The sequence below is a fragment of the Paenibacillus taichungensis genome, from assembly GCF_003287275.1.
Lineage (GTDB): Bacteria > Bacillota > Bacilli > Paenibacillales > Paenibacillaceae > Paenibacillus > Paenibacillus taichungensis_A.
Genome location: NZ_QEVW01000015.1, coordinates 197,447 through 223,468, shown reverse-complemented (window position 1 = coordinate 223,468; position 26,022 = coordinate 197,447). Strand labels below are relative to the sequence as shown.

The window sequence follows — 26,022 nt, the reverse complement described above, 5'->3', positions numbered from 1 at the left end:
TTCTCTCCTTCATGTTGTCCGGCCAGTGGCGCGGGGTACTCCTTGGCTTCATATCCAAGCTTCTTGCATAAATCGACAGATTTATACCAGCTATGATCCGGATGACGTCACTTTTTTAGCTCTCTGGCTATATAAAAGAACATTAAAAAAGCGCCCCGTTAATCCGGGACGCGTGCAGGCGTTAGAGATGTGGCACTCAGCAAAGAGGCTGGGCCAATTCGATATACTCCGATTCCTACGCTGGCATGATCCAGATCAGGTCTAAGGGTCAGTATCTTGGTGGGATACACTCTCAGCCGGCCTATTCCGACTCCCCTGGGAAACTATGAAGTTACGGGCATTACTAGGTGTAATTATAGGCCAGAGGCCCATGCATGTCCAGTCAGGAACTGGATAGGGGCACGTATGAAATAGTCAAAAAGGCCGTTATACATGCGTATAACGACCTCTCTAGATGTGTTATTTTCAATAATTATCGTGGCGAATCATATAAGGAAATCTGACTGAGTGCAAAAGCATCGGATTTCGGGTCATAGCCTACCTGTTTCTGAGTGGTTTCCAGATTCAATCGTTTAAACCGATTATTCGAGATCCCATGCAGTATGGTGAAGGGCTCCAGATCTGGAGCTGTAATTGCTTTGAACATCAAATCACACAAGTCAGCCGGACTAATATACGCACTCATATCCCTTGCTTCCAGCGCGGGGCCATCCAGTTGAAAATCATCATATGCCCCTATACGTATTGCAACACTTTGTAAACCTTCGGTATACGCAAAATAGGAAGCGAGCGATTCTCCAAAACATTTGCTAACCCCGTACAAATTCCGTGGGCGTGTCGGCATGTCCGGATAGATTTGAGCATCAATGGGATAACCCTCAATCGTCTGTGCACTGCTTGCCAGAATGACTCTCCGTACACCTTGGTCTTGAGCTGCACGGAATACATTAAATGTACCCTTGATATTGATATCCAACAACGATTCATAAAACCCTGCATGTGGGGAAGGGTCTCCCGCCAGATGAACAACCACATCCATGCCTTCGCAAGCGTGCTGACAGGCTTCGGGATCTGTCACATCCAGTGTCATGATCTCATGGCTTGTCCCTTGATACGTATGCAGTCTGTCGATACTCAAATCCGTAAGTCGCAGGTGAAATGCTTCTGACAAGTGATGGGACAAGTCACGTCCAATTTTTCCGGCTGCGCCGGTAATTAAAATGTTCATAAATCAGCTCCAATTCTTAGCGCTGGAAGAACTCGATCCATTCCTTTTCAGGTCCATAGATGAAGAAATAACGGTAACCGTTAGGCAGTGTAATCATCTCTCCATCAATAAACTCGGCCTCGGTTTCCTTAATGCGGTTGTACTCAGACTCAAGGTCATCGACATGGATGGCAAAATGGTGCACCGTACCTTCGGAAGGCAGCTTGTCGCTGTATCCCTGAATCAACTCAATCTCGGTCTCATGGCTTCCGTTGAAGCCGAGAAAGGCGAGCTGAATGACGCCGTTGGTATGGGTTACCCGGTCTTTCAATTCAAGACCAACAATCTCCGTATAGAAACGCAGCGTGGTCTCCAGATCACGAACGGCAATGCCGACGTGGTCAATGCGCTTTTGAAAACTCATCATCCAAATCCTCCTTATATGTAGCGAATATTCCCTACCATTTTAAGGGATATGATAGGGCTCTAATACGAGGTTGTCAAATCCGATTTTAATTTGGAAAAATTATATTTGTTCACAGAATGTTCACTTATGTGGAGGGGTTTGTCATCTCTATAATTACGAAGGTAAACAGAGAGGATGAGAGAATTGCCAACAACGAAAAAAGAACAGATTGTTTTTGGAATAATGATGTGTACAGGAATGGTTGTAGTCATGATGACTTTCAATTTATGGCACAATGGGTTATTGAGCAAGATGTCTGCGTTTGAGATACTGCTTCAGTTCATATTGTGCTTTATCATTGCGTTCCTGGTGGAGTCCTTCATTGTGGGGCCTGTAGCGAGAAAAATTGCCTTTGCCTTACCTTTTGACAACAAAATCCTGGGTGTGCTCGCCATGTCATTTTTCATGGTTATTGGGATGGTTCTGATCATGTCCTTGTATGGAATGATTTCCGCTTATCTTGCAAATCAGTTAAATGGAACATCCATACTACGTACGTATCTTCATACGATTGCTCGTAATTTCAGCCTGGCGCTACCTTACCAAATTATTATTCTGGGACCGCTCGTTCGATATGTATTCGGTAAATTCATTAAGGATAAGGGGAATGTAGTTCCTTCAACCTAAATAACGTTAGTTCCGATTCAAAGCACCTGAAAGTATTTCCTGGGCAATCTTGTGTAAATAAATAGATCGTATGATCATCTTTAATGAAAGGTGATCTGAGGTGAAGATAGGACACTTTCTACCATGATTACAGCGCTAACGAATAGGGAGCATCTTATTAGGCCGGTTTTTAAGGAATGAAAAATCTAACGAATCTCAGCGGCGTTATTATGCTAAGAAACTGCAACGAGACCTTGATTTGGAGCTAATTATCTAGAATATCGTCTCTAGGATTCGTTAGATTTCAAACATGCAGAAATGAGGATGAATAGCGTGTACCAGGTTCGTTAGAACAGAATAACGTTACAACAAAATGTCCACCGCCAATTCATGCGATGGACATCTCAATCTCTATAATAGTTATTCTATTTCTGATTCTAATTCTCAGGTCTGCCTCGACACATAACTGTTAAGTCACTGTATCGACCACATGTTTGTTCTGCCATTGATAGGTGATCACGCTGATAATCAGCAGACCAACTGCAAAAATGGCAAGCATCCATGCGGACTGGTTAACCTCCAGATGATCCAGGCTCCAGCCTGTAACCAAAGGCAGAATGGCACCGCCAACACCACCTGATGCAATCAGGATGCTGGGCGTCGATTCTTCTGTTCCAGGCAGCATTTTGCTGGCGAAGACGAGGGCGATGGAGAATACGCCCGATAATGCGAGCCCGAGCAACAGAATGATCAGAAATGCCGACCAGATCTGGTTGGTAAAAGGAAAGATCATCAGCAGCACAACTGCCGCAAGGCAGCTGTAGAGAACGTAGACGCGATATTGGAATTTCTCCGCAATATATCCGGCGAACAGCCGTCCAACAGACATGGCGATCCAGAAGCAGGTAACACTAAGCGCGGCACCTGCTTCCTTCATGTTCATTTTCTCAATCAGAATGGCTGGCATGAAGTTGGCAAGGCTCATTTCGGTGCCGACATAGAGAAAGAAAAATAGAACAAATAAAGACAGAAGAGCCAAATTACGGCCGTGATAGGTTAAACGAGTTGGCTTGATGTCTGCAGGCGTTCCCATTGGCGACTCAGCAGCGTGAGTGTGTACAGGAGTCTGGTCTGAGCCGCGTCGACTAAGCTCGCTGTCCAGCTCACCGAATGAACTTTTGGCCCAAAAGATAAAAGTCATCGCTGCACAGACGGCTACCACGAGGAACGACATACGCCAGTACCCGGCAGAAATCAGACCGCTGGCAATGAGCGGCATGACCATGGCTCCGATACCAAATAACACTTCAAGTCGGCTCATGGCAACCGCCGTATTATCTTTAATTGCAGCAATGATGATTGTACCGATGACGGCCTCAATCATGCCGAATCCGAATCCGGCTGCAGGTGCAATGACGAACATCCAGCCCCAAGGAGGCAGCAGCATATAGGATAACTCAGCAATGAAGAGCAGAGCTGCGGCAATTAATAGGCCGCCTCGCTTACCAAAGCGTTTATTCAACCACGGAGATAACAGTACACCGCCCAAGAACCCGGCAAATTGGGCAAAGATCAGTGTGCCTCCCTGACTATAATCCTTGCCATAATATTCAAGGGCGACGGGCAGGATTGAGCCGAGAACCACATGGGCAAGACCGATGAGGAAATAGGAAAGACATCCGATCCAAAGCAATTTTTTCATGAAGAAAAACTCCTTCTAGATATTATGTTATGTAATAAGTCTGCCATTCAGGAGTATTTCCTAAAAACAAACAATCTCTATCATAACAGGACATGTAAGGGTGTGCACGGATAACTTGCAATGGGGGCTAAAGTTCGTATATACTGAAAAACAACAATTACAGATCGGACCATGCCGTTGAAGAGAATCCAACTCGGAGGCGTTTTCGCCAGGGGAGCGAACATTCCCCAAGTTAACCGGAACCGCCCGTTATCGCGGACCAAGAGGCTGAACCAGAATATTCTGGTTTGGCAAGTTGGGTGGCACCGCGAGCAGAGCGCTCCTCGTCCCAAGGGATGAGGGCGCTCTTTGTATTTTTACAGCCAAAGGAGACGGTGACCATGTTGGAAATGAAGTGGATTCGGGAGCATGCAGAAGAGGTGCAAGCTGCGGCAGTCGGCAAGAGAATGGATATCAGTATTCGTGAATTGTTGGAACGGGACGAGGAGCGCAGAGCACTCTTACTGGAGACGGAAGAAGGGCGTAGAGTGCGTAATTCGTTATCTGCTGATATCGGTAGACTGATGCAAGCTGGTGAGCGTGAACAGGCCGAAGGTTTAAGGGAACAGGTGAAACAGCTGAATGGTCAGTTAGAACAAGTTGAAGCCAAGCTTGCTGTTGTGCAAGAGGAAGTGACACGGCTGCAATGGTTGGTACCCAATGTTGTATCGCCGGATACGCCAATGGGCGCATCGGATGAGGATAATGTGGAGCTGAGACGTGTGGGTGAGCTGCCAGTATTCGATTATGAGGCCAAGGATCACGTGGAACTGGGTGAACGGCATGATCTAATCGATATTCCACGTGGGGTAAAAATCGGCGGCACACGAAGCTATGTGCTCAAAGGAGCAGGGTTGCTCCTGCACCGGGCTGTACAGCAACTTGCGCTTGATCTGCTAATGAAGCATGGATTTACGCCAATGGAAGTTCCTTTGATGGTGAGAGAGAATACACTCTTGAACACGGGGTTCTTCCCCACAGGACGGGATCAGGTCTATGAATTGCAAGGTGAGAATAAGTGGCTGGTAGGAACATCGGAAGTGCCGCTGGTTTCGTATTATGCCGATGAGATTGTGGATGTGCAAGAGTCAATCAAGCTGGCTGCCGTATCGACGTGTTTCCGCAGTGAGGTCGGCTCGGGCGGTCGGGATGTGCGCGGGTTGTACCGGGTGCATCAATTTGCCAAAGTGGAGCAAGTCATTCTCTGTGCACCGGATGCGGAAGAATCGGAGCGAATGCTGCAGGAAATTACGGGACACGCCGAGGAATTACTGCAAATGCTGGAACTGCCTTATCGCGTGGTGGCTGTCTGTACAGGGGATATGTCGCAGAAAACGTACAAACAGTACGATATTGAGACCTGGATGCCAAGCCGCAATGCTTACGGGGAGACACATTCGTCGTCGAATCTGCATGATTTCCAGGCTCGGCGTTCGAATATTCGTTGTCGCGATGCCCAAGGCAAGCTTGCATACTGTCATACGTTGAACAATACGGCTGTGGCTTCGCCACGCATTCTGATTCCATTGCTGGAGAATCACCAGCAGGCGGATGGAAGCATTCGCATTCCAGCCGCACTTCAGCCTTATATGGGCGGTGCCGAATTTTTGGTTTTGCCGCATCAGGACGAAGAAAATTAAAAGGACTAGAAGCTGTGTTGAGAAACAAAAGGGAACTCTGCTCCGGGGTTCCTTTTTGTTTTGCCTGTGATGTTGGGAGCAGTTAAGAGTGTTCAGCGCTTCTATGGTATGGGTGGCGCAGTACAGGGATGTGGGAATGGCCAAACCAGCGGGTATGTCACACAGCTGTAACGTACAGATTGTATAGTAGAATCCAGTTTGGAAAGGAGGCACAGATATGAACCTGCTGCTCGCGGATGATGAGCCGTTGATGCTGCAAATATTAAAAGCCTATTTCGTTAAAGAGGGCTTTCAGGTATTTTTAGCCGAGGATGGGGAAGCAGCCCTGAATCTCTTTTATACTAATCAAATCGATTTGGCGGTTTTGGATTGGATGATGCCTGGTCGCAGCGGTGTCGAGGTATGCCGGGAAATCAAGCGTACGAGTCGGGCGAAGGTATTGCTGCTGACAGCCAAAGGGGAATCGGATGATGAATTTCTTGCCTTGAAGGCCGGGGCGGATGATTATCTGCGCAAGCCATTTGATTCGCGTATCCTGCTATTGCGTGTAAAAAAGCTGCTGCAACTTTCCGCCAAAATTATTGTGGGAGAACTGACTGTCGATCTGGAAGGCCAGAAGGTCTACCGTGGTGGAGTGGATGTAGGGGCTACCCATAAGGAATTCGAATTAATGAAAGTTCTGGGAATGAATAAGGGGCAGATTGTAACCCGTAAAATTTTGCTGGATCAGGTGTGGGGTTTCGATTATTTCGGCGAGGAACGCACCGTAGACACTCATATCCGCAGACTGCGTGAGAAAATTGGAGAAGATTCGATCAAAACGTACCGGGGAATGGGCTATTGCCTAGAGGATCAAAATGAGTAAACTGACCCGGAAACTGCTCGTGCGTATTATCGGTGCATTGTGTGTTGTCTTTTTCCTATCCTTTATCGTCAATACGTTTTTCCTGCCCAGCTATTTTTTGTATCAGAAAAAGCAGAAGCTGGCCGAGTTAACGGCTGAAATCTCTGCTTCAGAACATGACGTTCCAATACAACGAATTGAGAGCCTTGAAACGCAATACGAGGTCGCTATCGCTTATGCTTCGTTGAAGGATAGTGTAAATGATATTAACGATCAATTGTTATGGCAATATAACCGCAAGGGGATTGCCCTCAGTAAATTTTGGCTCACAGAAGAGAGTATCTCTGCGCTGCGTGAGGGTGCCCGGGTTAATAAATTCTATGATCAGACCAAGCTGAAATCCAGCTTTCTCGTGAACTTTGTTATGGTGGGGGATTCCGTGTTTGCAGTCGGCGAATCCATCTCCCATTCATCGGAGACGATTCGAATTATTAATCAATTCAATGCGTACATATGGCTCGGTATGCTGCTGATGCTTATCCTGCTTTCCGTGCTGTATACCGCCCGGATCGTTAAACCGCTCGCAAAACTAAGCGAAACGGCTGAAGCCATTTCCAATTTATCGTTTGCGAAGGTTGATATAAAGACAGGAGATGAGATTGAGTCTTTAGGACACAGCATCAATGTGATGAGCGACAAATTGCAGCAGGCGCAACATTCGTTGGAAATGAAAAATGCCAATCTGCGAACGTTCATCTCGGACATCTCGCATGAATTAAAAACACCGCTCTCCCTCATTCGTGTCTATGCCTCTGGCATTCAGGATGGCCTGGATGATGGAACTTACGCCGGGGTTATCCAGCAACAGAGCGAAGAGCTGGCTGGTTTAATTGACCGTCTGTTGGAGTTATCCCGTCTGCAGGCCGAAGTATACGATTTTGAACCCGTTGATCTTCGTCAATTGCTCACAGAGACCCTTCATACCTATGAAACCGTATTTCAGCAGCATGGCTTGCATGTGGAAGTGGAGGATGGATGGACTGCAGAGACCTGGGTGCTGGCTGATCGACGGAAGCTGGAGTCTGTTCTGCACAATTGGATGACCAACGCGGTGAAATATACAAGCGGTGACCGAATAACCATTACACTTGAATTGAAAGGGGAAACGGCATATTTCGGTATCACCAATGAAACGGATAAGGAAGAGCACGAACAGTGGGATCAGGTATGGGAGCCCTTCTATGTAATGGATAGTTCGCGCAGCAAAAAGTTTAGCGGGACGGGATTGGGCCTATCTATCGCCCGGACGATTCTTGAGAACCACCATGCCGACTATGGCCTTAGCGTAGCCGATGGAAAAGTAAAGTTTTCTTTTTCTTTACCTTTAATACAACGTTAACTAAGGATGCCACCATGCAAATGGTGGTTTTTTTGTGTGAGAAGCAACCTGATTAAAGCATGTACACGTTGGAAAAAGCCGGTTGTTCCCTTGTCATACTGATGTAACACAATTGCCTTAGGATAGGCCTATCACCAAAGCAGAATTTAATTGATGGAGGGATATCCGATGTTCAATAAAACCTTTTTAATAACGGGAGGCACAGGCTCATGGGGAGAAGAGTTGGTCAAACGATTGCTCGTTCAGGAGCCGAAAGAAATTCGTATTTTTTCACGAAATGAATCGCTTCAGGCTCAAATGAGACAAACCGTCTCTGACCCGAGAGTGAAGTTTGTACTTGGAGATATCAGAGATCGGTGGGAGCTGGCTGGCGCCTGTAAGGGTGTAGACTATGTCTTTCATCTTGCGGCGCTTAAACATGTTCCGGTCTGCGAGGACCAACCGGATTGTGCGGTCAAAACCAATATTGTCGGAACGCAGAACGTCATTGATGCTGCAATCGAGAACGGCGTGCGGAAGGTGATATATATATCTACGGACAAAGCTGCGAATCCTTCCAGCATGTACGGGATGACCAAAGCCATCGGGGAAAAATTGATTTTATTAGCTGACAGTCGTTCCGCTACAAGCTTTGCTTGTGTACGAAGCGGAAATGTTCTTGGATCCACGGGCAGCGTAGTACCGTTATTCAAACGCCAGCTTGCGTTGGGGCAGCCACTCAGCATTACCGATTCCAGAATGACACGTTTTTTTCTTCCCCTTGGAGACGCCGTGGAAATTCTTTTATCGGCCATGGAACAATGCGAGGGCGGCGAGATTATTGTCCCCCGAATGCCATCCTGCAAAATAACGGATATCGCGCAGGTATTGGCAGAGGATGCTGGACAAAAGGATGTCCCGATACATTTTATCGGTGCCCGTCCGGGTGAACGGCTTTATGAAACGTTGATTTCAAATTGGGAAAACGTTTGGGAAGTGGAAGAGGAGAAGTCCTACTTTGTTGTCACCGCCTCCTCTGCACCCAAATTAGTGGATAAAGAGGGTTGTGAGACTTTTGCTCTTCCTGGCAGAGGATATCATTCGGAGGATGTCATCATGACCAAGGCGGAAGTGCGCGATATGCTGTGGAGAGGGGGATTTCTGTGTTCAAGCGGAGGATCATATTTACAGGAGGCGGCTCCGCCGGTCATGTGACAGCCAATCTCATTCTGATCTCCAGATTGCTTCAGGAGCAATGGGAGATCCATTATATCGGTTCCAAGCAGGGCATCGAGCGTCAATTAATTGGCAAAATTCCGGCAGTTCACTACCATGCGATTGCAACAGGCAAGCTGAGAAGGTATTGGGCGTGGGCAAACATTTCCGATGTGTTCAAAATTATGCTTGGAGTGCTGCAGGCTTATCTACTCATTTTTCGAATTAAACCTCATGTTTGCTTTTCGTTAGGGGGATTCGTGGCTGTTCCTGCTGTAGTGGGTGCCAGGTGGAACCGGGTGCCGGTGCTGATTTTGGAGCCGGATCTACATCCGGGTCTGGCCAACAGGCTGTCACGGCGATACGCTCAAATGATGTGTACCACGTTTATGGATACCACGACATTCGTCTCCTCTAAGGCGTCAGACAAGACAGTATACGTGGGACCTGTAATCAGGGAGGAGTTGAAACTTGGCAGCCGAGCACGGGGGATTCATTTTTGCCGATTTGTCTCCGACAGGCCTATTCTGTTGATTATGGGTGGCAGTCAGGGTTCGGAAAAGCTCAATCGTATGGTACTTGAAACACTGCCGGAACTGCTCAAGCGTTATCAAATCATTCATATATGTGGCACAGGTAAATTGAACTCAGCTTTTCCGCGGTTTGCAGGCTACAAGGCATTTGAATACGTGCATGAAGAACTTGCCGATTTAATGGCTATGGCGGATATGGTTGTGTCACGTGCCGGCTCCAATGCGATCCATGAGTGGCTGCTGCTGCGCAAGCCGATGCTCCTGATTCCCCATGCCAACGGCGGGTCTCTTGTTGGACAGACGCTGAATGCAAAGTATTTTCAGGAGCGAGGTTATGCGAGGGTTCTCCAGGAAGAGGATTTAACTGCTCAGACATTCCTGCGAGATATTGACCTTGTATATAAGGAGAGGGATCATATGGTGGGCCATATGAAGGCGAGTGGAACGGACAACGCCGTTGACAAGGTTCTGCAGCTTATTCATACAACGGTTTCTTCGGTGGAAAAGAGCTGAACATGAATAAAAGATTTCCCGAACTGCTGCTGGTCATGTTCTTTTTGCTCATCGTATCTATCCTGATTATCTCAAAACGTTTATTGTATTAAACAATATAATCTTCCAATCGCTGTTATCCCCAGATTCTTCTGAATATAGAGGCATTCTTCAGTCACTTCTTAATGACTTGGAGAATGCCTCTGCATATTTTGGGAATATAGGGGGAGGGCCGTAGCATGTAACAAATGTCGAATGTTCCTCTTATCCGCGATTCTGCTCCAACAGGATTCATTTTTATGTAATGAGTTTCCGATATAATATAATAGAAGTAAAATATTGGATTACAGGAGATGAAGATTGCAATGAATGGAATGAAATTAGCAATACGAGGCGCCTTGGCCTTTATTTTAGTATTGGCAGTACTGGCTCCTTCGCTTGCCTTGGCAGCCACGGGTGACGTGACATCCATCGAGATTACCAACAGTAGTCCGCAGCAGATGAGTGTGTCCCAGACAACGACGCTTCAAGTGATGGCGGTTATTGAAGGGTTTGATAACAAGCAGGATGTTACGGGTGGCGCCACATGGTCCACGAGTAACGAAGCTGTTGCCACCATTATTAAAGGCAAAGTGAAGGCTGTGGCAGCAGGAGAAGCAACGATATATGCACAGGTAGATGGCTCCAAAGCGCAATTGCTGGTTAAGGTTCAGGATAAAATTAAAAGCATCAAAGCTTCGCCAAGTTCCTATAATTTTGTCAAAGGTAGTGAAAGTGCGCTCCCCAAAGTAAGCATTGTGCGTGCAAACGGCAAGGAAGAAGACGTAACGTCCGAGATCGTATGGACGGTATCGAGTGCCTCCGCGGTGCTGGAGAGTGGTAAAATTAAAGGAATTACGCCTGGCAGAGTGCTGTTACAAGGCAAATATGGCTCAGAGACGGTTAAAGTCCCCGTAGCGATTACAGACGAGATTACCAAAGTCGAAGTAACACCTGCTGTCATGCAGCTGAATATTAAGAAATCGAAAGCGTTGAAGGTAATCGGTACATATGCCAATGGGAAAACAATTAATCTTTCAAAACAGGTGATATGGACCTCTTCCAACAATAATGTAGCAACCGTCAAAAATGGTACAGTCAAAACACTGACGGAAGGACAAGCCACCTTGACAGGAACTTATCAAAATCAGACAATAAAGGCAGAGGTTACCGTTGTTCCTTTGCTCAAAAAGCTGATCACAGGCCAGAAAACACTCGTCTTATCGCCACAAGCAAGTACAACACTGAGTGTGATGGCGCAGTATGATACAGGCAAAACCACGATTGTAACGAGCAGTGCTGTATGGAGCAGCACCAAACCAAGTGTAGCCACAGTATCGGGCGGCAAGATTGTGGCCGTGGGTAAAGGCAAGACATCCATCACCGCCAAGTGGGGTAATAAAAAAGTTACTATACCGGTAACGGTAAAATAAAGTTTCAACAATGAAACATATCAATTAAGATAAATTCATCATCGTGAACAGAAACAGATGGGGCGTAGACATACGCCCCTTTTAAGTATAAAAAATTCTATATAGTAATTACATAAAGGAGGGAGCATCTGAATGACAGATCATCTGCAACCGGAAAACTGGCCTGCGTGGGCGACAGAATCGATAGAGATTGTAGAGGCCAATCCCATGTGGGACTCGCAGGCTCAGGAAGAAATTCGACAACTCAAAGAACTATTACAGGAGCTCAATATTCATAAATTTGAACATATCGGAAGCACATCGATTCCGGGATTGCCGGCAAAGCCCATTATTGATTTGATGGGAGAGGTGAAGTCGTGGGAGGACATGGACTTAATTTCCAATCAGCTGAATCCGGCAGGCTGGAACTACGTTCCACCTGAACTGGATGGTCGGGAATACAGACGATTCTGGGTCAGAGTGAAGGATGGCAAGAGGGCTGTACATCTTCATCTGATGCGCCCAGGCGAGGAACGTTGGGATCGCCAAATCCAGTTCCGGGATGTGCTGAGACAGCGCCCGGATCTGGTAGAGGTTTATTCGGCCTTGAAAGCTAAACTTGCGGATGAGAATAAGGACGACAGGGAAGCGTATACCGCTGCCAAAACGGAATTTATTATACAAGTGCTTGATGAAGGCATTTGATCCATGAGGAAGGCATTTTTCAAAGACAGATTGATTTATTTCATTGCAGTGATCATAACCATGGCGGCAGGACTGGCGTCCAGACACTTTGGTGAACTTTTACCGGATTTTGTACGTGAGCATTTCGGTGATGCCTTGTGGGCAGCGATGATTTATTTTGGGGTACGCATGGTTTGGATGAATCGCAGCAAAGAGTTGGCGCTGATCGTAAGCCTGCTTTTTAGCTGGGCCGTCGAATGTTCGCAAATGATTCAGATCGCTTGGCTGAACGAAGTGCGTTCAACGATGCTGGGTGCGCTTATTTTGGGACGTGGATTTCTGGTGATGGATCTGTTGAGGTATGCTGTCGGCATTCTGTGCGTCTATGGGATCGATCGTTATTTCCTGAGCAATAAGAAGGCTTGATACTGGGGAGGGACTTAAGTGAATGTAGAGAAGCTTTTTACGGCATCACCCGAATTTGAGACAGAGCGTTTGATACTGAGACGTCTTACGCTCAACGACCTCGATGATTATTTTATGTTTGCCTCTGATCCGAAAGTGAGTCAGCAAAGTTTGTGGAACTGCCATGAGACGTTGGATGATTCCGTTCAATATATTCAAAGAGTGTTAGACAATTATGAGAAGAAAACGGTCTATATATGGGCCTTTATTCTGAAAGAAACGGGGAAACTGATCGGGCGAGGTGGCATTTTTCATCTAAATGAATCCATGCAAAGTGCGGAACTGGGGTACGCGATTTCCAGCAGTTGTTGGGGCAAAGGCCTTGCAGCAGAAGCGATGCAGCCGATTGTTGAATACTGTTTTCAGGAACTGGACTGCAATCGGCTTGAGGGGAAATGCAATGCAGGCAACATCGGTTCTGCACGAGTGATGGAGAAGCTGGGCATGTCATATGAAGGTCTGATGCGTAAACAATTGAAGATCAAAGGTGTGTTTACGGATCAAAAATTGTACTCCCGTATCCGGGATGATCTATAATACTTCCAATGACTTGCACGATACATAGAAGAAATTGAAGGAGGCGGAACAATGATCTACAGTATTATTTCCCGAGCGGTATGGGAGCAGGTATCCAAGCAGAGCGTGTATGCACCGGATAGCCTGGAGACGGACGGTTTCATTCATTGTTCCACTAAAGAACAGATTCCATGGGTAGCGGCTCAATTTTATCAAGGGCGTACGGATTTGTTATTGATTGGCATTGATGAGAGGGCCTTGAAGCCGGAACTGGTGTATGAGGACCTGTATGAGTTGAATGAACTGTTTCCACATATCTATGGTGAACTTAATTTGGATGCTGTACGGAAAGTCATTTCTTTTGAACCGAATGAAGACGGGACGTTTTCTTTTCCTGAATAAAAACATTTTGTGAAGGGTTGTGAACGTGTGGATATGAATCAGGTATTTCTGGATACAGCCGAGAAGCAATTTTTGTATTACAAACAGCTTGGGGAAAAGGCCATGGAGCAATTGGAATCCGAGCAACTGTTTCAATCCTGGAATGAAGATGCCAACAGCATTGCGGTTATTGTGAAGCATCTATGGGGCAATATGCTGTCCCGTTGGACGGATGTGCTGACAACCGATGGAGAAAAGCCGTGGCGTGAACGTGATGCGGAATTTGTGAATGATATTTCGACCCGGGAAGAGCTGCTCGCCAAATGGGAGGAAGGCTGGAACTGTTTGCTTGGAGCCATTCGTTCTTTTACACCGGAGCAACTGTCTCATATTATATATATTCGCAATGAAGGACATACCGTCATGGAGGCAATCATCCGGCAATTGGCCCATTACCCTTATCATGTGGGGCAGATTATCTATGCAGCCAAAATGCTCAAAGAAACCGCATGGAACAGTCTTTCCATTCCGAGAAATGGTTCGGACCAATATAATGGCGGCAAATTTGCCAAGCCGAAGGCACGAAAACATTTTACAGATGATGAATTACGCATAGAAAAAGGTAAAGGTGAGGAACAGCAATGACACAGATCGCATTGATTCGCCATGGAAGCACGGCGTGGAATAAGGAGAAACGTTCGCAAGGCCAAACGGATAATCCGTTGGATCAGGAAGGAAGAGAACAGGCACTATTGCTTGCTGCAAGACTGAGTGAGGAAACGTGGGATGCCATCTATGCAAGTGATCTGGAGCGTGCAAGTGAGACGGCTCGCATCATTGGAGATCGTTTGGGAATACAAGAGATTCATTTGGACCCGAGGTTGCGTGAAATGGGCGGTGGGCAGGTGGAGGGTACGACCGAAGATGAACGTCTAGCCAAATGGGGAGCGGATTGGAATACTCTGGATTTAGGTCGGGAACTTGCGGATGCAGGAACGAGTCGGGGCAGTGCCGCGATAGAAGATATTGTACGACAGCATCCCCATGGAAGAGTGATCGTTGTCAGCCATGGCGCTATTCTTCGTAATACACTGCGAGGGTTGGTTCCTGAACTTGATGTGAGCGCAAAGCTGTCCAACACGTCGATCACCCGGATTTCTTGGGAAGCTGAGTCTTGGCAATGTGATCTATACAATTGCAGCGTGCATCTGAATTCCTCCAAGGAGTTGTGATAGATGGATGCTTTGGCATTAAAACAGAAATTGCAGCAGATTGATTCGGCTAATTTATCCGCCCATGAAGTAGAACATCCTTACGAATTGGCTCTGCATATGATGCAGCATATTGGCAGTCCAGACCCAGTTTTGCGGGATGAATTGATCTATGTTACGTTTGCGACCTGGATTGGACAGGGTGTATTTTCGGAAGAACAGCTCAGTCATCTGTTACATATGGCGCTGGATGATCAGCATCTTTTTCATGGTATTGGAGAACAAGGCACGGACAGTGTGTTTACCCGAACCTTCTCTGTGCTGCTCCTGCCTCCAATTCTGAGTGTAGATCGTCAACGGCCTTTTCTGAAAAAGGAAGAGATAGAGGTTATTCATCATCGGTTGACTACGTATCTGGAACGTGAAAAAGATGTTCGCGGCTATGTCGATGATAAGGGCTGGGCGCACGCTCCGGCACACGCGGCAGATGCAGTTGAAGATCTTGCACAGTCGCCTTATATGAAGCAGGTAGCCTTACGGGAGCTTTTGCATGCACTCACTGTGAAAATTACCGAATCGAGTGTGGTCTACATCCATGATGAGGATCAGCGGATTGCTCATGCAGTGGTCACCATCCTTCGTCGCAATCTGCTGGAGCAAAACGATATTTCGTCTTGGATCGATTCACTGAATCCAAACGATAAGACGGAGGGGAAATCGCTTCTGGAGATCAGCCAGATGAGCTTGAATGTGCGCGTCTTTCTGCAGACGCTCTATCTTGCCATACGGACAGAAGACGTAGAGCCCTTTCCCGCTGTGCGCTCATTTATTTTGCAGGCTTTGGAGAAAAAATGATCAAGGGATTATAAACTTGTGAACAAGGAGGGGGATAGCATGACTGAACTGCCGTATTCATGGACTGAGGATGTGCTGTCTCCTCTGGGAGAAACAGGGGTTATGATCCGGTGTGGGGACAACATATCCGAAGCGGTGCACCGGAGGGTGATGTCGATATGTACTTTGCTGGAAAAGAGGCAACTATCGGGCATCTTGGAGTGGTTACCTTCATTTGCATCGGTCACGCTGTTCTATGATCCGTTGATTTCCTCGTACGACGAGGTATGCGGAAGGCTGCTTCATGAATTGAACAAGATGGAAGAGGCAACGCTGGGTGAACCCAGAACGATCATTATTCCCGTATGTTATGGTGGTGAACTGGGTCCTGATCTAGAATATGTCGCTACTGAACATGGGCTTACGCCGGATGAGGTCATAGCTATTCATACATCCGGCGATTACCTGGTTCACATGATTGGATTTGCACCAGGTTTTCCTTATCTGGGCGGGCTATCGGAGAAGATCGCTACACCCAGACGATTCACACCTCGGCTTCGTGTAGAAGCGGGAACAGTGGGTATTGGTGGCAAACAAACGGGAGTTTACCCGGTGACGACTCCTGGCGGATGGCAATGTATCGGCCGAACACCACTGGAGCTATTTCGTCCGACGGAAAATCCGCCAAGCCTGCTGGCAGCAGGTGATCGGGTTCGTTTTGCAGCGATATCACTGCAGGAGTATCTGGAACAAAAGGAGGGCGAAGGATGAGTATTGAAGTTATTCGCCCAGGTTTGTTATCCACCGTTCAGGACGAAGGAAGGACGGGATTTCGTCGGTATGGAATTCATCCGGGCGGGGTTATGGATTCCTTTGCAGCCAGAGCAGCCAATGCACTGGTTGGCAATTCCCGTGATGCAGCTGTGCTGGAGATGACGATGACGGGACCGGAGCTTCGTTTTCATGACAATCGGCTGATCTCTTTATGTGGCGCGGATCTGACGGGAACGGTGGATGGCCTGCCTGTTCCGCTATGGCGTCCGGTCATGCTACTTGCTGGAAGTGTACTGAGATTTGGACGATGCCGTTCCGGTTTGAGGTCTTATATGGCGATTGCTGGTGGAATCGCAGTACCTGAGATGATGGGCAGCCGCAGTACGGATCTTAAGACAGGTTTTGGTGGGGTTGAAGGACGTGCCCTGAAGGTGAGTGACAGGTTGTTTGTGGGGGAAGCTTCTTATGAAGCGCAATCGGCGTTGCATGGATGGAGTGTGGAAGCTGGAAAGAATAATCGGCGGATGCACGCACCTGCCTGGTACTTGTCCAGCAGGGAATGGCCCGCCTACCATGCTGAACCTGTTATTCGTGTCATGCCGGGCAAAGACAGTACAGCGTTTGATGAAGACAGCCTGGAACGATTCCACAAAGAACGATATGTAATCTCTCCTCAATCGGATCGGATGGGTTATCGATTGGAAGGTGCAAAGTTGGAACTCGTTCAACCCATGGATCGGCTGTCCGAAGCCGTCACCTATGGCACAGTTCAGGTGCCAGCAGATGGTCAGCCCATTATATTGATGGCCGATCATCAAACCATTGGGGGCTATCCTGTGATCGCACAAGTAGCGCGGGTAGATTTGCCGATACTGGCACAGGCAAGGCCAGGGGCGCGGGTTACTTTTGAACGGATTACGTATGAAGAAGCACAGCAATTATTCCTTGAACAGGAGTTGGAGTGGCGGCTAACCGATCAGTTGATTCGCAGGAAATTGGCAGAAATGGGGAACCTTTAATGAACACGGTGGATATCAATTGTGACCTTGGCGAGAGTTACGGAGTATACCGTATGGCGTCGGATGAGGCAATTCTGCCGCTGATCACTTCAGCCAACATCGCTTGTGGATTTCATGCGGGTGATCCGGCAACGATGCGGCAAACGGTGCTACAAGCATTGGAGCATCATGTCGCGATTGGCGCCCATCCCGGCTTGCCCGATTTGCAGGGATTTGGCAGAAGACGTATGGATATTTCACCACGAGAAGCCTATGACATGGTTGTGTATCAAATGGGTGCGTTGGATGCTTTTGTCCGTTCATACGGGGGGCGCATGCACCATGTGAAACCCCATGGAGCCTTGTATAACATGGCTGCTGAAGATGATCAGCTCGCTGAGGGAATCGCCGAGGCTATCTATAAAGTACAACCGGAACTGTATCTCTATGGCCTGGCCGGCAGTGCAATGAAACAGGCAGCGGATCGCATTGGGCTGCGCAGTATCGGTGAAGTTTTTGCAGATCGAACCTACGGACCAGATGGGAGACTAACCCCACGCAGTCATCCGGGGGCTGTCATTCAGAAGACGGAACAAGCTCTTGCTCAAGTACTGCGTATGGTGAAAGAGGGCATTGTTGTGTCGACGGAAGGTTCACCTGTTTCCATAAAGGCAGAGACAATTTGCATCCACGGCGACGGAGCGCATGCTCTTGTATTTGCTCAAGAGATACGTTCGTTGCTTGAATCTGAGGGAGTTAACCTGACTGCACCTGGAGTTGCTAGATGATTGCTACAGTAACCGAGGGTCAGAGGTCGAACTATACGAGTTTGTAAGGAGTGAAAGTAGAACATGAAACCGATACGTAATTCGGCGAAGGCTGTTATTGTACAGGATGGACGTTTGCTAGTGATCCGGTTGGAGGATCAATATGGTGACGCTTATGTTTTCCCTGGCGGAGGACAGGAGAAAGGCGAAGAACTAAAGGATGCCGTTGCCCGTGAATGTCTGGAGGAAATTGGACAGGCGGTGACTGTGGGAGATTTGCTGCATATCCGGGAGTATATCGGAAAAAACCATGAATTTGCCGATTGGGATGCCGATGTCCACCAGGTTGAATTTTATTTTGAATGCAAGTTAGTTGATCCGAATGCGACGATTTTTGAAGGCTCCAGCCCGGACGATCATCAGGTAGCCGTAGAATGGATTCCTCTCGAAGCGCTGTCACAGATACGTCTATATCCGAAAACCATTGGTGAACTGTTACTGGATCAGGCGTCTTCACGTATTTATCTTGGGGATTTGAATTAAAAATTAATCCATATGGTCACGAAATGCTTCCTTTATGTACACATTTTTATAAATAACTTTTCCAAAACTGTCACGTTTACGAACCGGTTCATGGATTCACCATAGATGAGGTGGGTACACTATAAGTACAGGCTTATTACACCTAACGTAAGCTGACTGTACTTATACACGGCAGCGGAGTGGATAAAAACCTAAGGAAGCAAAACCTGCAAAGTTGAGGCGTCAACAGGTTTTGATTTGAACTTTAGCTTACCCACTCCTCAATTTGAAAGAACAGTAGACGTAGTGAAGGGGACGGAATCGATTCTGTAGAAGCGAAGCGTTCGCCTTCATCCCCAGATTTTATCCTATGAGATAGGATTTCAAAAAAATCTGGGGATAACAGCGATCGAAAGAACGATCCGTACCCGTAACGGCCGCCTACAAGGCTCTTCAAATATCCCCTAAATCGAAAGGAGCATTTCCCATGAACCAGACTGAATTGGAACAAAACATTGTAAAAGCATTGGAAAACAACCCTTTTTGCAGTTTCTCCACAGTGGAGAACGGTAAACCGAAATCACGCTACATGGCGCTTTTCAACGATGGAATGAACATTCATCTGGCGACAAACCGCCGTACGCACAAGGTAGAGGAGCTGGAGAATAATCCGAATGTCAGCCTTTTGCTAGGTTATGAAGCGGGTGGCTCCAAGGAAGTGGTCGAGATTGAAGGAACATGCGAAGTGACGAAAAATGAAGGTTTGCGCGAACAGGTATGGAATGATGAACTAAAAGCATGGTTTGACGGCCCAAACGATCCCAATTATGTCATTCTGGACATTACCCCAAATCGGATTGAATACATCGGCAAAGATCATGAGCATCAGGTGTGGGAGCAGTAATTTCGCATATTGAAAATCACCTTTTCTGAGTGGGAGGCCATGCCAACGATTTGGAAAAGATATAGCCAACCGTGAACGCCAGAAGGCGTCACGGTTTTTTGATATGGGTCGATTCAGCTAATATGGATATAGATGTAAGCCACATGTAATATACGTTTTTAACAGCGTGAGTAAACTATTTTCATCCAAAAACATGCAAAAGATGTCGAAATCACGCATGTTATTGTAAACTGGGCCATGTATGTGCGGATAACGTAAAAAATAATGCTTTTCAATGGTTGAACATTGCGTTATGATTTGGAATGTAAACGATACGCACAGATATGAATAGATGTTCATGTGAGATAAACTAACCTGAGATTCTGAACCATACGATCGGAATATCAGTACGCACAACCCATGAGATCTTTCGCATTTCTGCGCTTATTCGTTTGCTCACTAATGCATGATTCAATGTACATAACCGGGAGGGGTTATTTTGAGAAAGAGTAAAAAAGTATTATCAAGCCTGACTGCCGCTTTGGTTGCATTAAACGTGCTTGCGGTATTTCCGGTACCTGTATCGGCTGCGGACGCTACCAAGGTTAAATTGCGGATCATGGAAACAACGGACATTCACGACAACCTGATTAACTATGACTACTATTCCGACAAAGAGACAGACCAGTATGGTCTGGCGAAGACAGCTACGCTGATCAAAAAAGCCCGTGACGAAGCGAAGAACAGCTTGCTGTTCGACAATGGTGACCTGATCCAGGGTAACCCACTCGGGGATTATGTAGCGAAGATTGATCCACTCAAAAAGGGCGAAACTCACCCTGTATATAAAGCGATGAACCTGCTCGATTATGATGCAGGAAACATCGGTAACCATGAGTTTAACTATGGTTTGGATTTCCTTGACATGACACTGGAAGGTGCGAACTTCCCTTACATCAATGCCAACGTATATGTAGATGACGGTGACGACGATGAGACGAATGACAAGAACTACTTTACCCCATATAAAATTTTAGACAAAAAAGTTACTGATGAGAGTGGCAAAGAGCACACCATCAAGGTGGGTGTCATCGGATTTGTACCGCCACAAGTTATGCAGTGGGACAGTGCTAATCTGGAAGGCAAAGTCATTGCCAAAGACATTATCGCTACTGCGAAGAAATTCGTTCCTAAAATGAAGGCTGAAGGTGCCGACATTATTGTAGCTATTCCTCACTCCGGTTTTGAAGATATTCCTCAAACGGATCTGATGGAAAACTCGGTATTGTACCTGAGCCAGGTTGAAGGCATTAATGCCATCCTGTTTGGACATGCCCATAAAGTATTCCCGAGCGCTGATTTTGCCGGTAAAAAAGGTGTAGACCTTGAAAAAGGTACAATCAATGGTGTTCCTGCTGTAGAGCCAGGCTTCTGGGGTGACCACCTTGGAATTATCGATTTGGATCTGGAACTGGTAGACGGAAAATGGAAAGTGGCAGACTCCAAAGTAGAGGCACGCCCTATCTATGACACAGCTAACAAAAAGGCTCTGGTAGATGCTGATCAAGAGATCGTTGATGCTGTTCATGACGAACATGAAGGTACGCTTGAGTATGTGCGTGGCCCAGTCGGCGAAACGACGGCTCCAATCAACAGTTTCTTTGCACTTGTTCAGGATGATCCATCCATTCAGATCGTAACAAATGCACAGAAATGGTATGTTGAAAAACATATGCAAGGAACAGAATATGAAGATATTCCTGTATTGTCTGCAGGCGCTCCGTTCAAAGCAGGCGGACGTTCAGGAGCTTCGTATTATACGAATATCCCTAAAGGCACCATTGCGATCAAAAACGTAGCTGACTTGTACGTGTATCCAAATACGGTACATGCCGTGTTGGTTAATGGCGCTGAGCTGAAAGAATGGTTGGAATGGTCTGCTGGCCAATTTAACCAGATCGATCCGGCAAAAGGTGGACAACAACAATTGGTCAATATGGACTTCCCAACGTATAACTTCGACGTTATCGATGGTGTCACGTACCAAATTGATGTAACTCAACCAGCGAAATATGATGGCAAAGCTACGATCGTAAATGCTTCAGCTAACCGGATTAAAGACCTGAGTTTCAATGGTAAACCGGTTGATCCAGCTCAAAAATTCATCGTGGCAACGAATAACTATCGTGCTTCTTCATCCAAACTGGCTAACCCGGACGGTAAACGCATCGTCTTGGCTGCACCGGATGAGAACCGTCAAGTTATCATTGATTACATCCGTGAGAACAAAACGATTAACCCGACAGCTGATGGTAACTGGTCGCTTGCACCAATTAAGCCTTCTGCAGGTGTAACGGCAGCTGCACTCAACGATCTTGAAGTTGTGTTCGCGTCTTCCCCGGATGCCAAAGCATTGGTTGAAGCGAACCCGGCGATGTCCTTTATTGGGACAAACAAAGACGGCTTTGCTGAGTATGGCTTGAAATTGACAGGAGAAGCAACAACGACTCCAGAAACAGGTACGGAGCCTGCTCCAACGCCTACGAAGCCAGACCCAACTCCAACTAAACCTACAACCAAGCCACAACCTGAGAAACCAGCAGGGGGCAAAGTGGTACATGTAGTGAAAAAAGGAGATAACCTCTACCGCATCGGCTTGAAATATGGTGTGGACTGGCGCAAGCTGGTTTCCGTAAATAAAATTAAAAATGTGCACAATCTTAAAGTTGGACAGAAAATCGTAATTCCCGCGTCTTAAGATTAATTAGCGGTAAATGAAGACCGACAGTCAGCAGACTGTCGGTCTTTTTTATGCTATGACAATGCGAACGTATGCCGGAACCGTTATCATTAAAGTCATCAAAACAGTAGAGATAAATTTCAATACCCATGCTATAATATTTACAAACTTTGGGTATATACCAGTAAACATTAATGAGATAGAATCACAAACTGGCAAGGGGGTTCTACATGAATTGCAGTGGCTGCAGTCCAATTCATCCTATAGAGGATCAAGGTACCCTGTATATGCGTCCCATCTCCCCCGCTTTGCTGGAAGCACTGCAGATGCAGGGAAGACATGTCGAACATTCGGATGAACTCATCTGGATGCATTTTTTGAACCTTGAATCTGCACAGCAATGTATAGAGGATATTCTGAACATTGAAGCGACCCTGCCGGATAAGGTAACGGTACAGGTCACTCCACTGTATGGGCAGGTAAATGCGGATAGTTGGATTAGTCTCTCCATGCAGGAAGCTCGACTCAAACATGCGGATCTGGTTTCCATTATCCTGGAGCATCAATTTAGCAGTCATATGCAGCCAATCGTAGATGCATCGGAGCAGATTATCGGATTTGAATTTTTACTTCGTCCTGCTGAACAGGGTAGACCCTTCAGTGCGTATGAATTATTTGAAGTTGCACGGGATACCGGATTGCATTCTTTTCTAGATCGGACAGCGCGTATTGCTGCCATTGAGACGAGTGCCGTTCTTTTACCGCATGGTGTCAAACGTTTTGTGAATTTCCTGCCTTCCTCCATCTATAACCCCGAATATTGTCTGACACACACATTTGAGACGATTGAACGCCTTTCGCTAGACCCTAAGGATTTTGTGTTTGAAGTGGTGGAAACGGAACAGATTCAGCATATGTCCATCTTGCAGCATATTTTTGAGGTGTATCGTTCTCATGGAATGTCAGTTGCCTTGGATGACGTGGGGGCCGGATTCTCAACGATTGAAGTAATGAATCGGCTGAAGCCGGATTTTGTCAAAATAGATCGGAGTCTCATTGATCATTGTGATCATGATTTGAACAAACAGCAGCAAATTATTGATATTGTTGAGATGTCGCGTCGTTTTAGCGGGCGGGTACTTGCTGAGGGCATTGAGCGGATCGAGGAATTTGAATTCTGTCGATCCGTGGGTATTGATTTGGCACAAGGGTATTATTTTGGTAAGCCAACCGCCTATCCGCCACAAGGTCCCTACGGAAAAACCTCTGCGTGAATGCAATAAAATATAGTCGTACCACAAGTCACTTCGCTTGATCGGAGTGGCTTGTTTGACATGCCATGAAAACTTTTCATTCAAATAAATAAGCTTATTCAGCCGATATATAGGGTAGGCCTTTGAATAAATTGTTGTCTATATGGCACCTTATTTAATCGGGTCGGAGGGGTCTTACATAAAAAGGTAGATTTAAATTTAGAGGGGGAGAAGCAAGATGGGTAACATTCGGGGGAATGAGCAAGAAAAGGCAGCAACCGAGCCAGCCAAACCAAAAGATAATAAACCGAAAAAGAAAAACAGAAAGAAAAAAGGCTTCGTTTGGAGCATAAGGAACAAATTATTGGTATCCTTCCTGGCTGTTCTACTCTTACCGAGTCTAACCATTGGGATCGTTACGCTAATTATCGCTGATGATACGGTGGAAGACCAGCTGATGGATAGTGCGAAACAAAGTGTAGACACAACGAATTCAATTATTGGAACACATGTGGATGCGAAGATCCATGATATCAATTATTTTGCCAGTTTGATTGTGACTGACATGATTAAAGGACAGGATGAAAGCCCTGAGCTTGAGACGAAATTGAAAGAGTATCTTGGGCTACATCCGGATGCTATAAATATCTTTGTGGGGACCAAAGAGGGAGTCATGGTTCGTGGCAAGGAATCTGCGGGAAGCTCACAAGGGTCCGCTTATGATCCTCGGGAACGAGAATGGTACAAGCTCGCGATGGAGAAGCCAGGTACTCCAGTAGTTTCACCTGTTTCCAAGAATACAGACGGCATTGCTGTTGTCTTTGTCTCCAAAACGCTTGAGGATCAATCGGGTGTCATTGGTTTGTCCATGGATCTAACAGAGTTGCAAAAGCAGGCATCTATTAAGGTTGGCAAGGAAGGGTATGTCGTCATCTTGGATGCAGACAAAAATTATGTCGTATCCCCAGTCGTGGAAGTCGGCACACAAGAACAAACAACAACGCTTGATCCAATGTTCGAGAGCAAAGAAGGCGAATTTAGCTATATCTATCATGACGATCCCAAAACCATGATCTTCTCTACTAACGAGGAAACCGGATGGAAGATTGGCGGCACTTTGTTTAGAAGTGAAGTATCCAATGCAAGTAAAGACATTCGGATGGCAACCCTGTTGGTCATTCTGGCAGCAACCTTCTTAACGTTGATATTTATTATCTGGTTTACACGTTCAATGCTGCGTCCGATCAAACGTCTACAGGAATCCGCTAGAGCCGTAAGTAAAGGCGACCTGACGGTGAAAATGGAAACAGGACGCAAAGATGAGGTAGGCGACCTGGCGAAGTACTTCGAACGGATGGTCGATAATCTGCGCATGATGATTCTGGGTGTGCAGGAAACGGCAGAGCAGGTCTCTGCTTCCTCACAGGAATTGTCTGCAAGTGCGGATCAAACAACCAAGGCCATTGAGCATTCAACGATGGCGATTCAGGAGCTTGCCGAGGGTGCCGAACAGCAAGTGAAGAGTGTGACGGATGGATCAGGGCAAATGAGCCAAATGGCGGAAGATGTTCGTATGATGTCTGAGCGTGTGCAATCCATTACAACAAACATGCGGCATACATCCGGTGCAGCATATTCAGGCAATGAGGCTGCTGGTCAGGCGGTAGAGCAGATGAATAGCATTCAGGAAACGGTAGAACAGCTGGCAACGGTGGTTCAGTCACTGAATGCACGGTCCGTTGAGATTGGCAGCATGGTAGATGTGATTGCCACGATCTCAAAACAGACCAATCTGCTTGCTCTGAACGCCTCCATTGAAGCGGCAAGAGCGGGAGATGCTGGCCGTGGATTCGCCGTCGTAGCGGGAGAGGTGCGGAAGCTTGCTGAGGAATCGGGAAGCTCGGCTGCGCAGATCGGTGAACTCGTTCATAATATCCGTCAGGATATGGATGCGGCCCTGAACGCTATGAATGCAGCCCAGACTCGGGTTGGAGATGGGATTCAGGCTGTAAATACCTCTGGACAATCCTTTGCACAAATTCGGGAGGCTGTAGAGGATGCTGTTCATACGCTGGACGATTTGTCCGAAACAACGAAACAGCTGGAGAGTGGTGCTTCCCATGTTGCCAAAGCAATGAACGATATTTCAATTGTGACCCAAGAATCTGCCGCAAATACGGAATCCGTCTCAGCCTCTTCTCAGGAACAGCTGGCATCTGTGGAGGAGATCGCTTCTTCTTCAGCACATCTGAACAGTATGGCGGAGCAATTACAAGGATTGTTGGGTATGTTCAAAATGGTAGGGGACACGCCGAAGGATGGGGATAAATCCTAATCATTAGGTCATATTTTTTACCGCAGTTCCTATAGAATTAGAAAGAAATAAAGATAGACAATTCTCCTGCAGCCATGTATAACTAT

General features: G+C 46.7%; 25 protein-coding genes and 1 riboswitch. Of the genes, 22 read left to right on the top strand and 3 right to left on the bottom strand.

The genetic code is table 11. The features are described from left to right. Positions 1–214: 214 nt before the first annotated feature. Positions 215–327: riboswitch (TPP riboswitch) on the bottom strand. Between the two features lie 145 nt (positions 328–472). Beyond that, entirely contained in the window at positions 473–1,228 is a 756-nt protein-coding gene (locus DC345_RS23335) for an NAD-dependent epimerase/dehydratase family protein (protein WP_113055203.1), read from the bottom strand. A 16-nt stretch (positions 1,229–1,244) separates the two neighbouring features. Continuing rightward, positions 1,245–1,631 (bottom strand): VOC family protein, encoded by a 387-nt coding sequence (locus DC345_RS23330; RefSeq protein ID WP_113055201.1) that lies wholly within the window; start codon positions 1,629–1,631, stop codon positions 1,245–1,247. A 177-nt stretch (positions 1,632–1,808) separates the two neighbouring features. Between DC345_RS23330 and DC345_RS23325 the strand changes: the two genes are divergently transcribed. Further along, the gene (locus tag DC345_RS23325; protein WP_472924294.1) at positions 1,809–2,300 is read left to right on the top strand and encodes a DUF2798 domain-containing protein; all 492 of its coding nucleotides are present in this window, start codon (positions 1,809–1,811) and stop codon (positions 2,298–2,300) included. A gap of 448 nt (positions 2,301–2,748) precedes the next feature. On the opposite strand, the gene DC345_RS23320 is transcribed toward DC345_RS23325, so the two are convergent. Then, complete coding sequence (locus DC345_RS23320; RefSeq protein WP_113055198.1) at positions 2,749–3,981, bottom strand: MFS transporter; 1,233 nt, start codon at positions 3,979–3,981, stop codon at positions 2,749–2,751. Positions 3,982–4,361: 380 nt separating this feature from the next. Between DC345_RS23320 and serS the strand changes: the two genes are divergently transcribed. The 21 genes from serS to DC345_RS23215 all read left to right on the top strand — a co-directional run bounded on the left by serS (position 4,362) and on the right by DC345_RS23215 (position 25,936). Next, positions 4,362–5,660 (top strand): serine--tRNA ligase, encoded by a 1,299-nt coding sequence (gene serS / locus DC345_RS23315; RefSeq protein ID WP_113055196.1) that lies wholly within the window; start codon positions 4,362–4,364, stop codon positions 5,658–5,660. 217 nt (positions 5,661–5,877) lie between these two features. Next, positions 5,878–6,525 carry a response regulator transcription factor gene (locus DC345_RS23310; RefSeq protein WP_113055195.1) on the top strand — a complete coding sequence of 216 codons (648 nt, stop codon included), beginning with the start codon at positions 5,878–5,880 and terminating at the stop codon, positions 6,523–6,525. Further along, complete coding sequence (locus tag DC345_RS23305; RefSeq protein WP_113055194.1) at positions 6,518–7,903, top strand: sensor histidine kinase; 1,386 nt, start codon at positions 6,518–6,520, stop codon at positions 7,901–7,903. The genes DC345_RS23310 and DC345_RS23305 overlap by 8 nt, the downstream gene beginning before the upstream one ends. A gap of 168 nt (positions 7,904–8,071) precedes the next feature. Further along, complete coding sequence (locus DC345_RS23300) at positions 8,072–9,097, top strand: polysaccharide biosynthesis protein (protein WP_113055193.1); 1,026 nt, start codon at positions 8,072–8,074, stop codon at positions 9,095–9,097. Beyond that, the gene (locus DC345_RS23295) at positions 9,046–10,143 is read left to right on the top strand and encodes an undecaprenyldiphospho-muramoylpentapeptide beta-N-acetylglucosaminyltransferase (protein ID WP_113055191.1); all 1,098 of its coding nucleotides are present in this window, start codon (positions 9,046–9,048) and stop codon (positions 10,141–10,143) included. The genes DC345_RS23300 and DC345_RS23295 overlap by 52 nt, the downstream gene beginning before the upstream one ends. A 353-nt stretch (positions 10,144–10,496) precedes the next feature. Next, positions 10,497–11,594: an Ig-like domain-containing protein gene (locus DC345_RS23290; protein ID WP_258530771.1), complete on the top strand. Its 1,098-nt coding sequence runs from the start codon at positions 10,497–10,499 to the stop codon at positions 11,592–11,594. Positions 11,595–11,726: 132 nt separating this feature from the next. Continuing rightward, the gene (locus DC345_RS23285; RefSeq protein ID WP_113055188.1) at positions 11,727–12,278 is read left to right on the top strand and encodes a GrpB family protein; all 552 of its coding nucleotides are present in this window, start codon (positions 11,727–11,729) and stop codon (positions 12,276–12,278) included. Between the two features lie 3 nt (positions 12,279–12,281). Beyond that, the gene (locus DC345_RS23280) at positions 12,282–12,683 is read left to right on the top strand and encodes a ribosomal maturation YjgA family protein (protein WP_113055186.1); all 402 of its coding nucleotides are present in this window, start codon (positions 12,282–12,284) and stop codon (positions 12,681–12,683) included. An 18-nt stretch (positions 12,684–12,701) separates the two neighbouring features. Next, positions 12,702–13,259: a GNAT family N-acetyltransferase gene (locus DC345_RS23275; RefSeq protein WP_113055185.1), complete on the top strand. Its 558-nt coding sequence runs from the start codon at positions 12,702–12,704 to the stop codon at positions 13,257–13,259. A gap of 51 nt (positions 13,260–13,310) precedes the next feature. Then, positions 13,311–13,640, top strand: coding sequence for a DUF952 domain-containing protein (locus DC345_RS23270; RefSeq protein WP_064642662.1), 330 nt, complete (start codon positions 13,311–13,313; stop codon positions 13,638–13,640). A gap of 33 nt (positions 13,641–13,673) precedes the next feature. Further along, positions 13,674–14,264: a DUF1572 family protein gene (locus DC345_RS23265; protein ID WP_309304346.1), complete on the top strand. Its 591-nt coding sequence runs from the start codon at positions 13,674–13,676 to the stop codon at positions 14,262–14,264. Further along, positions 14,261–14,851 (top strand): histidine phosphatase family protein, encoded by a 591-nt coding sequence (locus DC345_RS23260; RefSeq protein ID WP_113055182.1) that lies wholly within the window; start codon positions 14,261–14,263, stop codon positions 14,849–14,851. The genes DC345_RS23265 and DC345_RS23260 overlap by 4 nt, the downstream gene beginning before the upstream one ends. A 3-nt stretch (positions 14,852–14,854) precedes the next feature. Then, positions 14,855–15,685: a DUF2785 domain-containing protein gene (locus tag DC345_RS23255; protein ID WP_113055180.1), complete on the top strand. Its 831-nt coding sequence runs from the start codon at positions 14,855–14,857 to the stop codon at positions 15,683–15,685. 39 nt (positions 15,686–15,724) lie between these two features. Then, a complete protein-coding gene (gene pxpB, locus DC345_RS23250) occupies positions 15,725–16,435 on the top strand; it encodes a 5-oxoprolinase subunit PxpB (protein WP_113055179.1) in 711 nt (236 codons plus the stop codon). Then, on the top strand, positions 16,432–17,457 hold the full coding sequence (locus DC345_RS23245) for a 5-oxoprolinase subunit C family protein (RefSeq protein WP_113055177.1): 1,026 nt from the start codon (positions 16,432–16,434) through the stop codon (positions 17,455–17,457). Before pxpB ends, DC345_RS23245 begins: the two co-directional genes overlap by 4 nt. Next, positions 17,457–18,224, top strand: coding sequence for a 5-oxoprolinase subunit PxpA (locus tag DC345_RS23240; protein ID WP_113055176.1), 768 nt, complete (start codon positions 17,457–17,459; stop codon positions 18,222–18,224). Before DC345_RS23245 ends, DC345_RS23240 begins: the two co-directional genes overlap by 1 nt. A gap of 63 nt (positions 18,225–18,287) precedes the next feature. Beyond that, the gene (locus DC345_RS23235; RefSeq protein ID WP_113055174.1) at positions 18,288–18,746 is read left to right on the top strand and encodes an NUDIX domain-containing protein; all 459 of its coding nucleotides are present in this window, start codon (positions 18,288–18,290) and stop codon (positions 18,744–18,746) included. 466 nt (positions 18,747–19,212) lie between these two features. Next, positions 19,213–19,629: a pyridoxamine 5'-phosphate oxidase family protein gene (locus tag DC345_RS23230; RefSeq protein ID WP_113055173.1), complete on the top strand. Its 417-nt coding sequence runs from the start codon at positions 19,213–19,215 to the stop codon at positions 19,627–19,629. A 478-nt stretch (positions 19,630–20,107) separates the two neighbouring features. Then, positions 20,108–22,366 carry a bifunctional 2',3'-cyclic-nucleotide 2'-phosphodiesterase/3'-nucleotidase gene (locus DC345_RS23225; protein WP_113055171.1) on the top strand — a complete coding sequence of 753 codons (2,259 nt, stop codon included), beginning with the start codon at positions 20,108–20,110 and terminating at the stop codon, positions 22,364–22,366. Positions 22,367–22,578: 212 nt separating this feature from the next. Then, positions 22,579–23,622, top strand: coding sequence for an EAL domain-containing protein (locus DC345_RS23220; protein ID WP_113055170.1), 1,044 nt, complete (start codon positions 22,579–22,581; stop codon positions 23,620–23,622). A gap of 217 nt (positions 23,623–23,839) precedes the next feature. Next, positions 23,840–25,936, top strand: a complete 2,097-nt coding sequence (locus DC345_RS23215) for a methyl-accepting chemotaxis protein (RefSeq protein ID WP_113055168.1) — start codon at positions 23,840–23,842, stop codon at positions 25,934–25,936. Positions 25,937–26,022: the final 86 nt, after the last annotated feature.

What these genes read in the sequence shown, in the direction of transcription:
- DC345_RS23335 (WP_113055203.1), bottom strand. Translation starts at nt 1,228, where the DNA reads ATGAACATTTTAATTACCGGCGCAGCCGGAAAAATTGGACGTGACTTG.
- DC345_RS23330 (WP_113055201.1), bottom strand. Translation starts at nt 1,631, where the DNA reads ATGAGTTTTCAAAAGCGCATTGACCACGTCGGCATTGCCGTTCGTGAT.
- DC345_RS23325 (WP_472924294.1), top strand. Translation starts at nt 1,809, where the DNA reads ATGAGAGAATTGCCAACAACGAAAAAAGAACAGATTGTTTTTGGAATA.
- DC345_RS23320 (WP_113055198.1), bottom strand. Translation starts at nt 3,981, where the DNA reads ATGAAAAAATTGCTTTGGATCGGATGTCTTTCCTATTTCCTCATCGGT.
- serS (WP_113055196.1), top strand. Translation starts at nt 4,362, where the DNA reads ATGTTGGAAATGAAGTGGATTCGGGAGCATGCAGAAGAGGTGCAAGCT.
- DC345_RS23310 (WP_113055195.1), top strand. Translation starts at nt 5,878, where the DNA reads ATGAACCTGCTGCTCGCGGATGATGAGCCGTTGATGCTGCAAATATTA.
- DC345_RS23305 (WP_113055194.1), top strand. Translation starts at nt 6,518, where the DNA reads ATGAGTAAACTGACCCGGAAACTGCTCGTGCGTATTATCGGTGCATTG.
- DC345_RS23300 (WP_113055193.1), top strand. Translation starts at nt 8,072, where the DNA reads ATGTTCAATAAAACCTTTTTAATAACGGGAGGCACAGGCTCATGGGGA.
- DC345_RS23290 (WP_258530771.1), top strand. Translation starts at nt 10,497, where the DNA reads ATGAAATTAGCAATACGAGGCGCCTTGGCCTTTATTTTAGTATTGGCA.
- DC345_RS23285 (WP_113055188.1), top strand. Translation starts at nt 11,727, where the DNA reads ATGACAGATCATCTGCAACCGGAAAACTGGCCTGCGTGGGCGACAGAA.
- DC345_RS23280 (WP_113055186.1), top strand. Translation starts at nt 12,282, where the DNA reads ATGAGGAAGGCATTTTTCAAAGACAGATTGATTTATTTCATTGCAGTG.
- DC345_RS23270 (WP_064642662.1), top strand. Translation starts at nt 13,311, where the DNA reads ATGATCTACAGTATTATTTCCCGAGCGGTATGGGAGCAGGTATCCAAG.
- DC345_RS23265 (WP_309304346.1), top strand. Translation starts at nt 13,674, where the DNA reads ATGAATCAGGTATTTCTGGATACAGCCGAGAAGCAATTTTTGTATTAC.
- DC345_RS23260 (WP_113055182.1), top strand. Translation starts at nt 14,261, where the DNA reads ATGACACAGATCGCATTGATTCGCCATGGAAGCACGGCGTGGAATAAG.
- DC345_RS23255 (WP_113055180.1), top strand. Translation starts at nt 14,855, where the DNA reads ATGGATGCTTTGGCATTAAAACAGAAATTGCAGCAGATTGATTCGGCT.
- pxpB (WP_113055179.1), top strand. Translation starts at nt 15,725, where the DNA reads ATGACTGAACTGCCGTATTCATGGACTGAGGATGTGCTGTCTCCTCTG.
- DC345_RS23245 (WP_113055177.1), top strand. Translation starts at nt 16,432, where the DNA reads ATGAGTATTGAAGTTATTCGCCCAGGTTTGTTATCCACCGTTCAGGAC.
- DC345_RS23240 (WP_113055176.1), top strand. Translation starts at nt 17,457, where the DNA reads ATGAACACGGTGGATATCAATTGTGACCTTGGCGAGAGTTACGGAGTA.
- DC345_RS23235 (WP_113055174.1), top strand. Translation starts at nt 18,288, where the DNA reads ATGAAACCGATACGTAATTCGGCGAAGGCTGTTATTGTACAGGATGGA.
- DC345_RS23230 (WP_113055173.1), top strand. Translation starts at nt 19,213, where the DNA reads ATGAACCAGACTGAATTGGAACAAAACATTGTAAAAGCATTGGAAAAC.
- DC345_RS23220 (WP_113055170.1), top strand. Translation starts at nt 22,579, where the DNA reads ATGAATTGCAGTGGCTGCAGTCCAATTCATCCTATAGAGGATCAAGGT.
- DC345_RS23215 (WP_113055168.1), top strand. Translation starts at nt 23,840, where the DNA reads ATGGGTAACATTCGGGGGAATGAGCAAGAAAAGGCAGCAACCGAGCCA.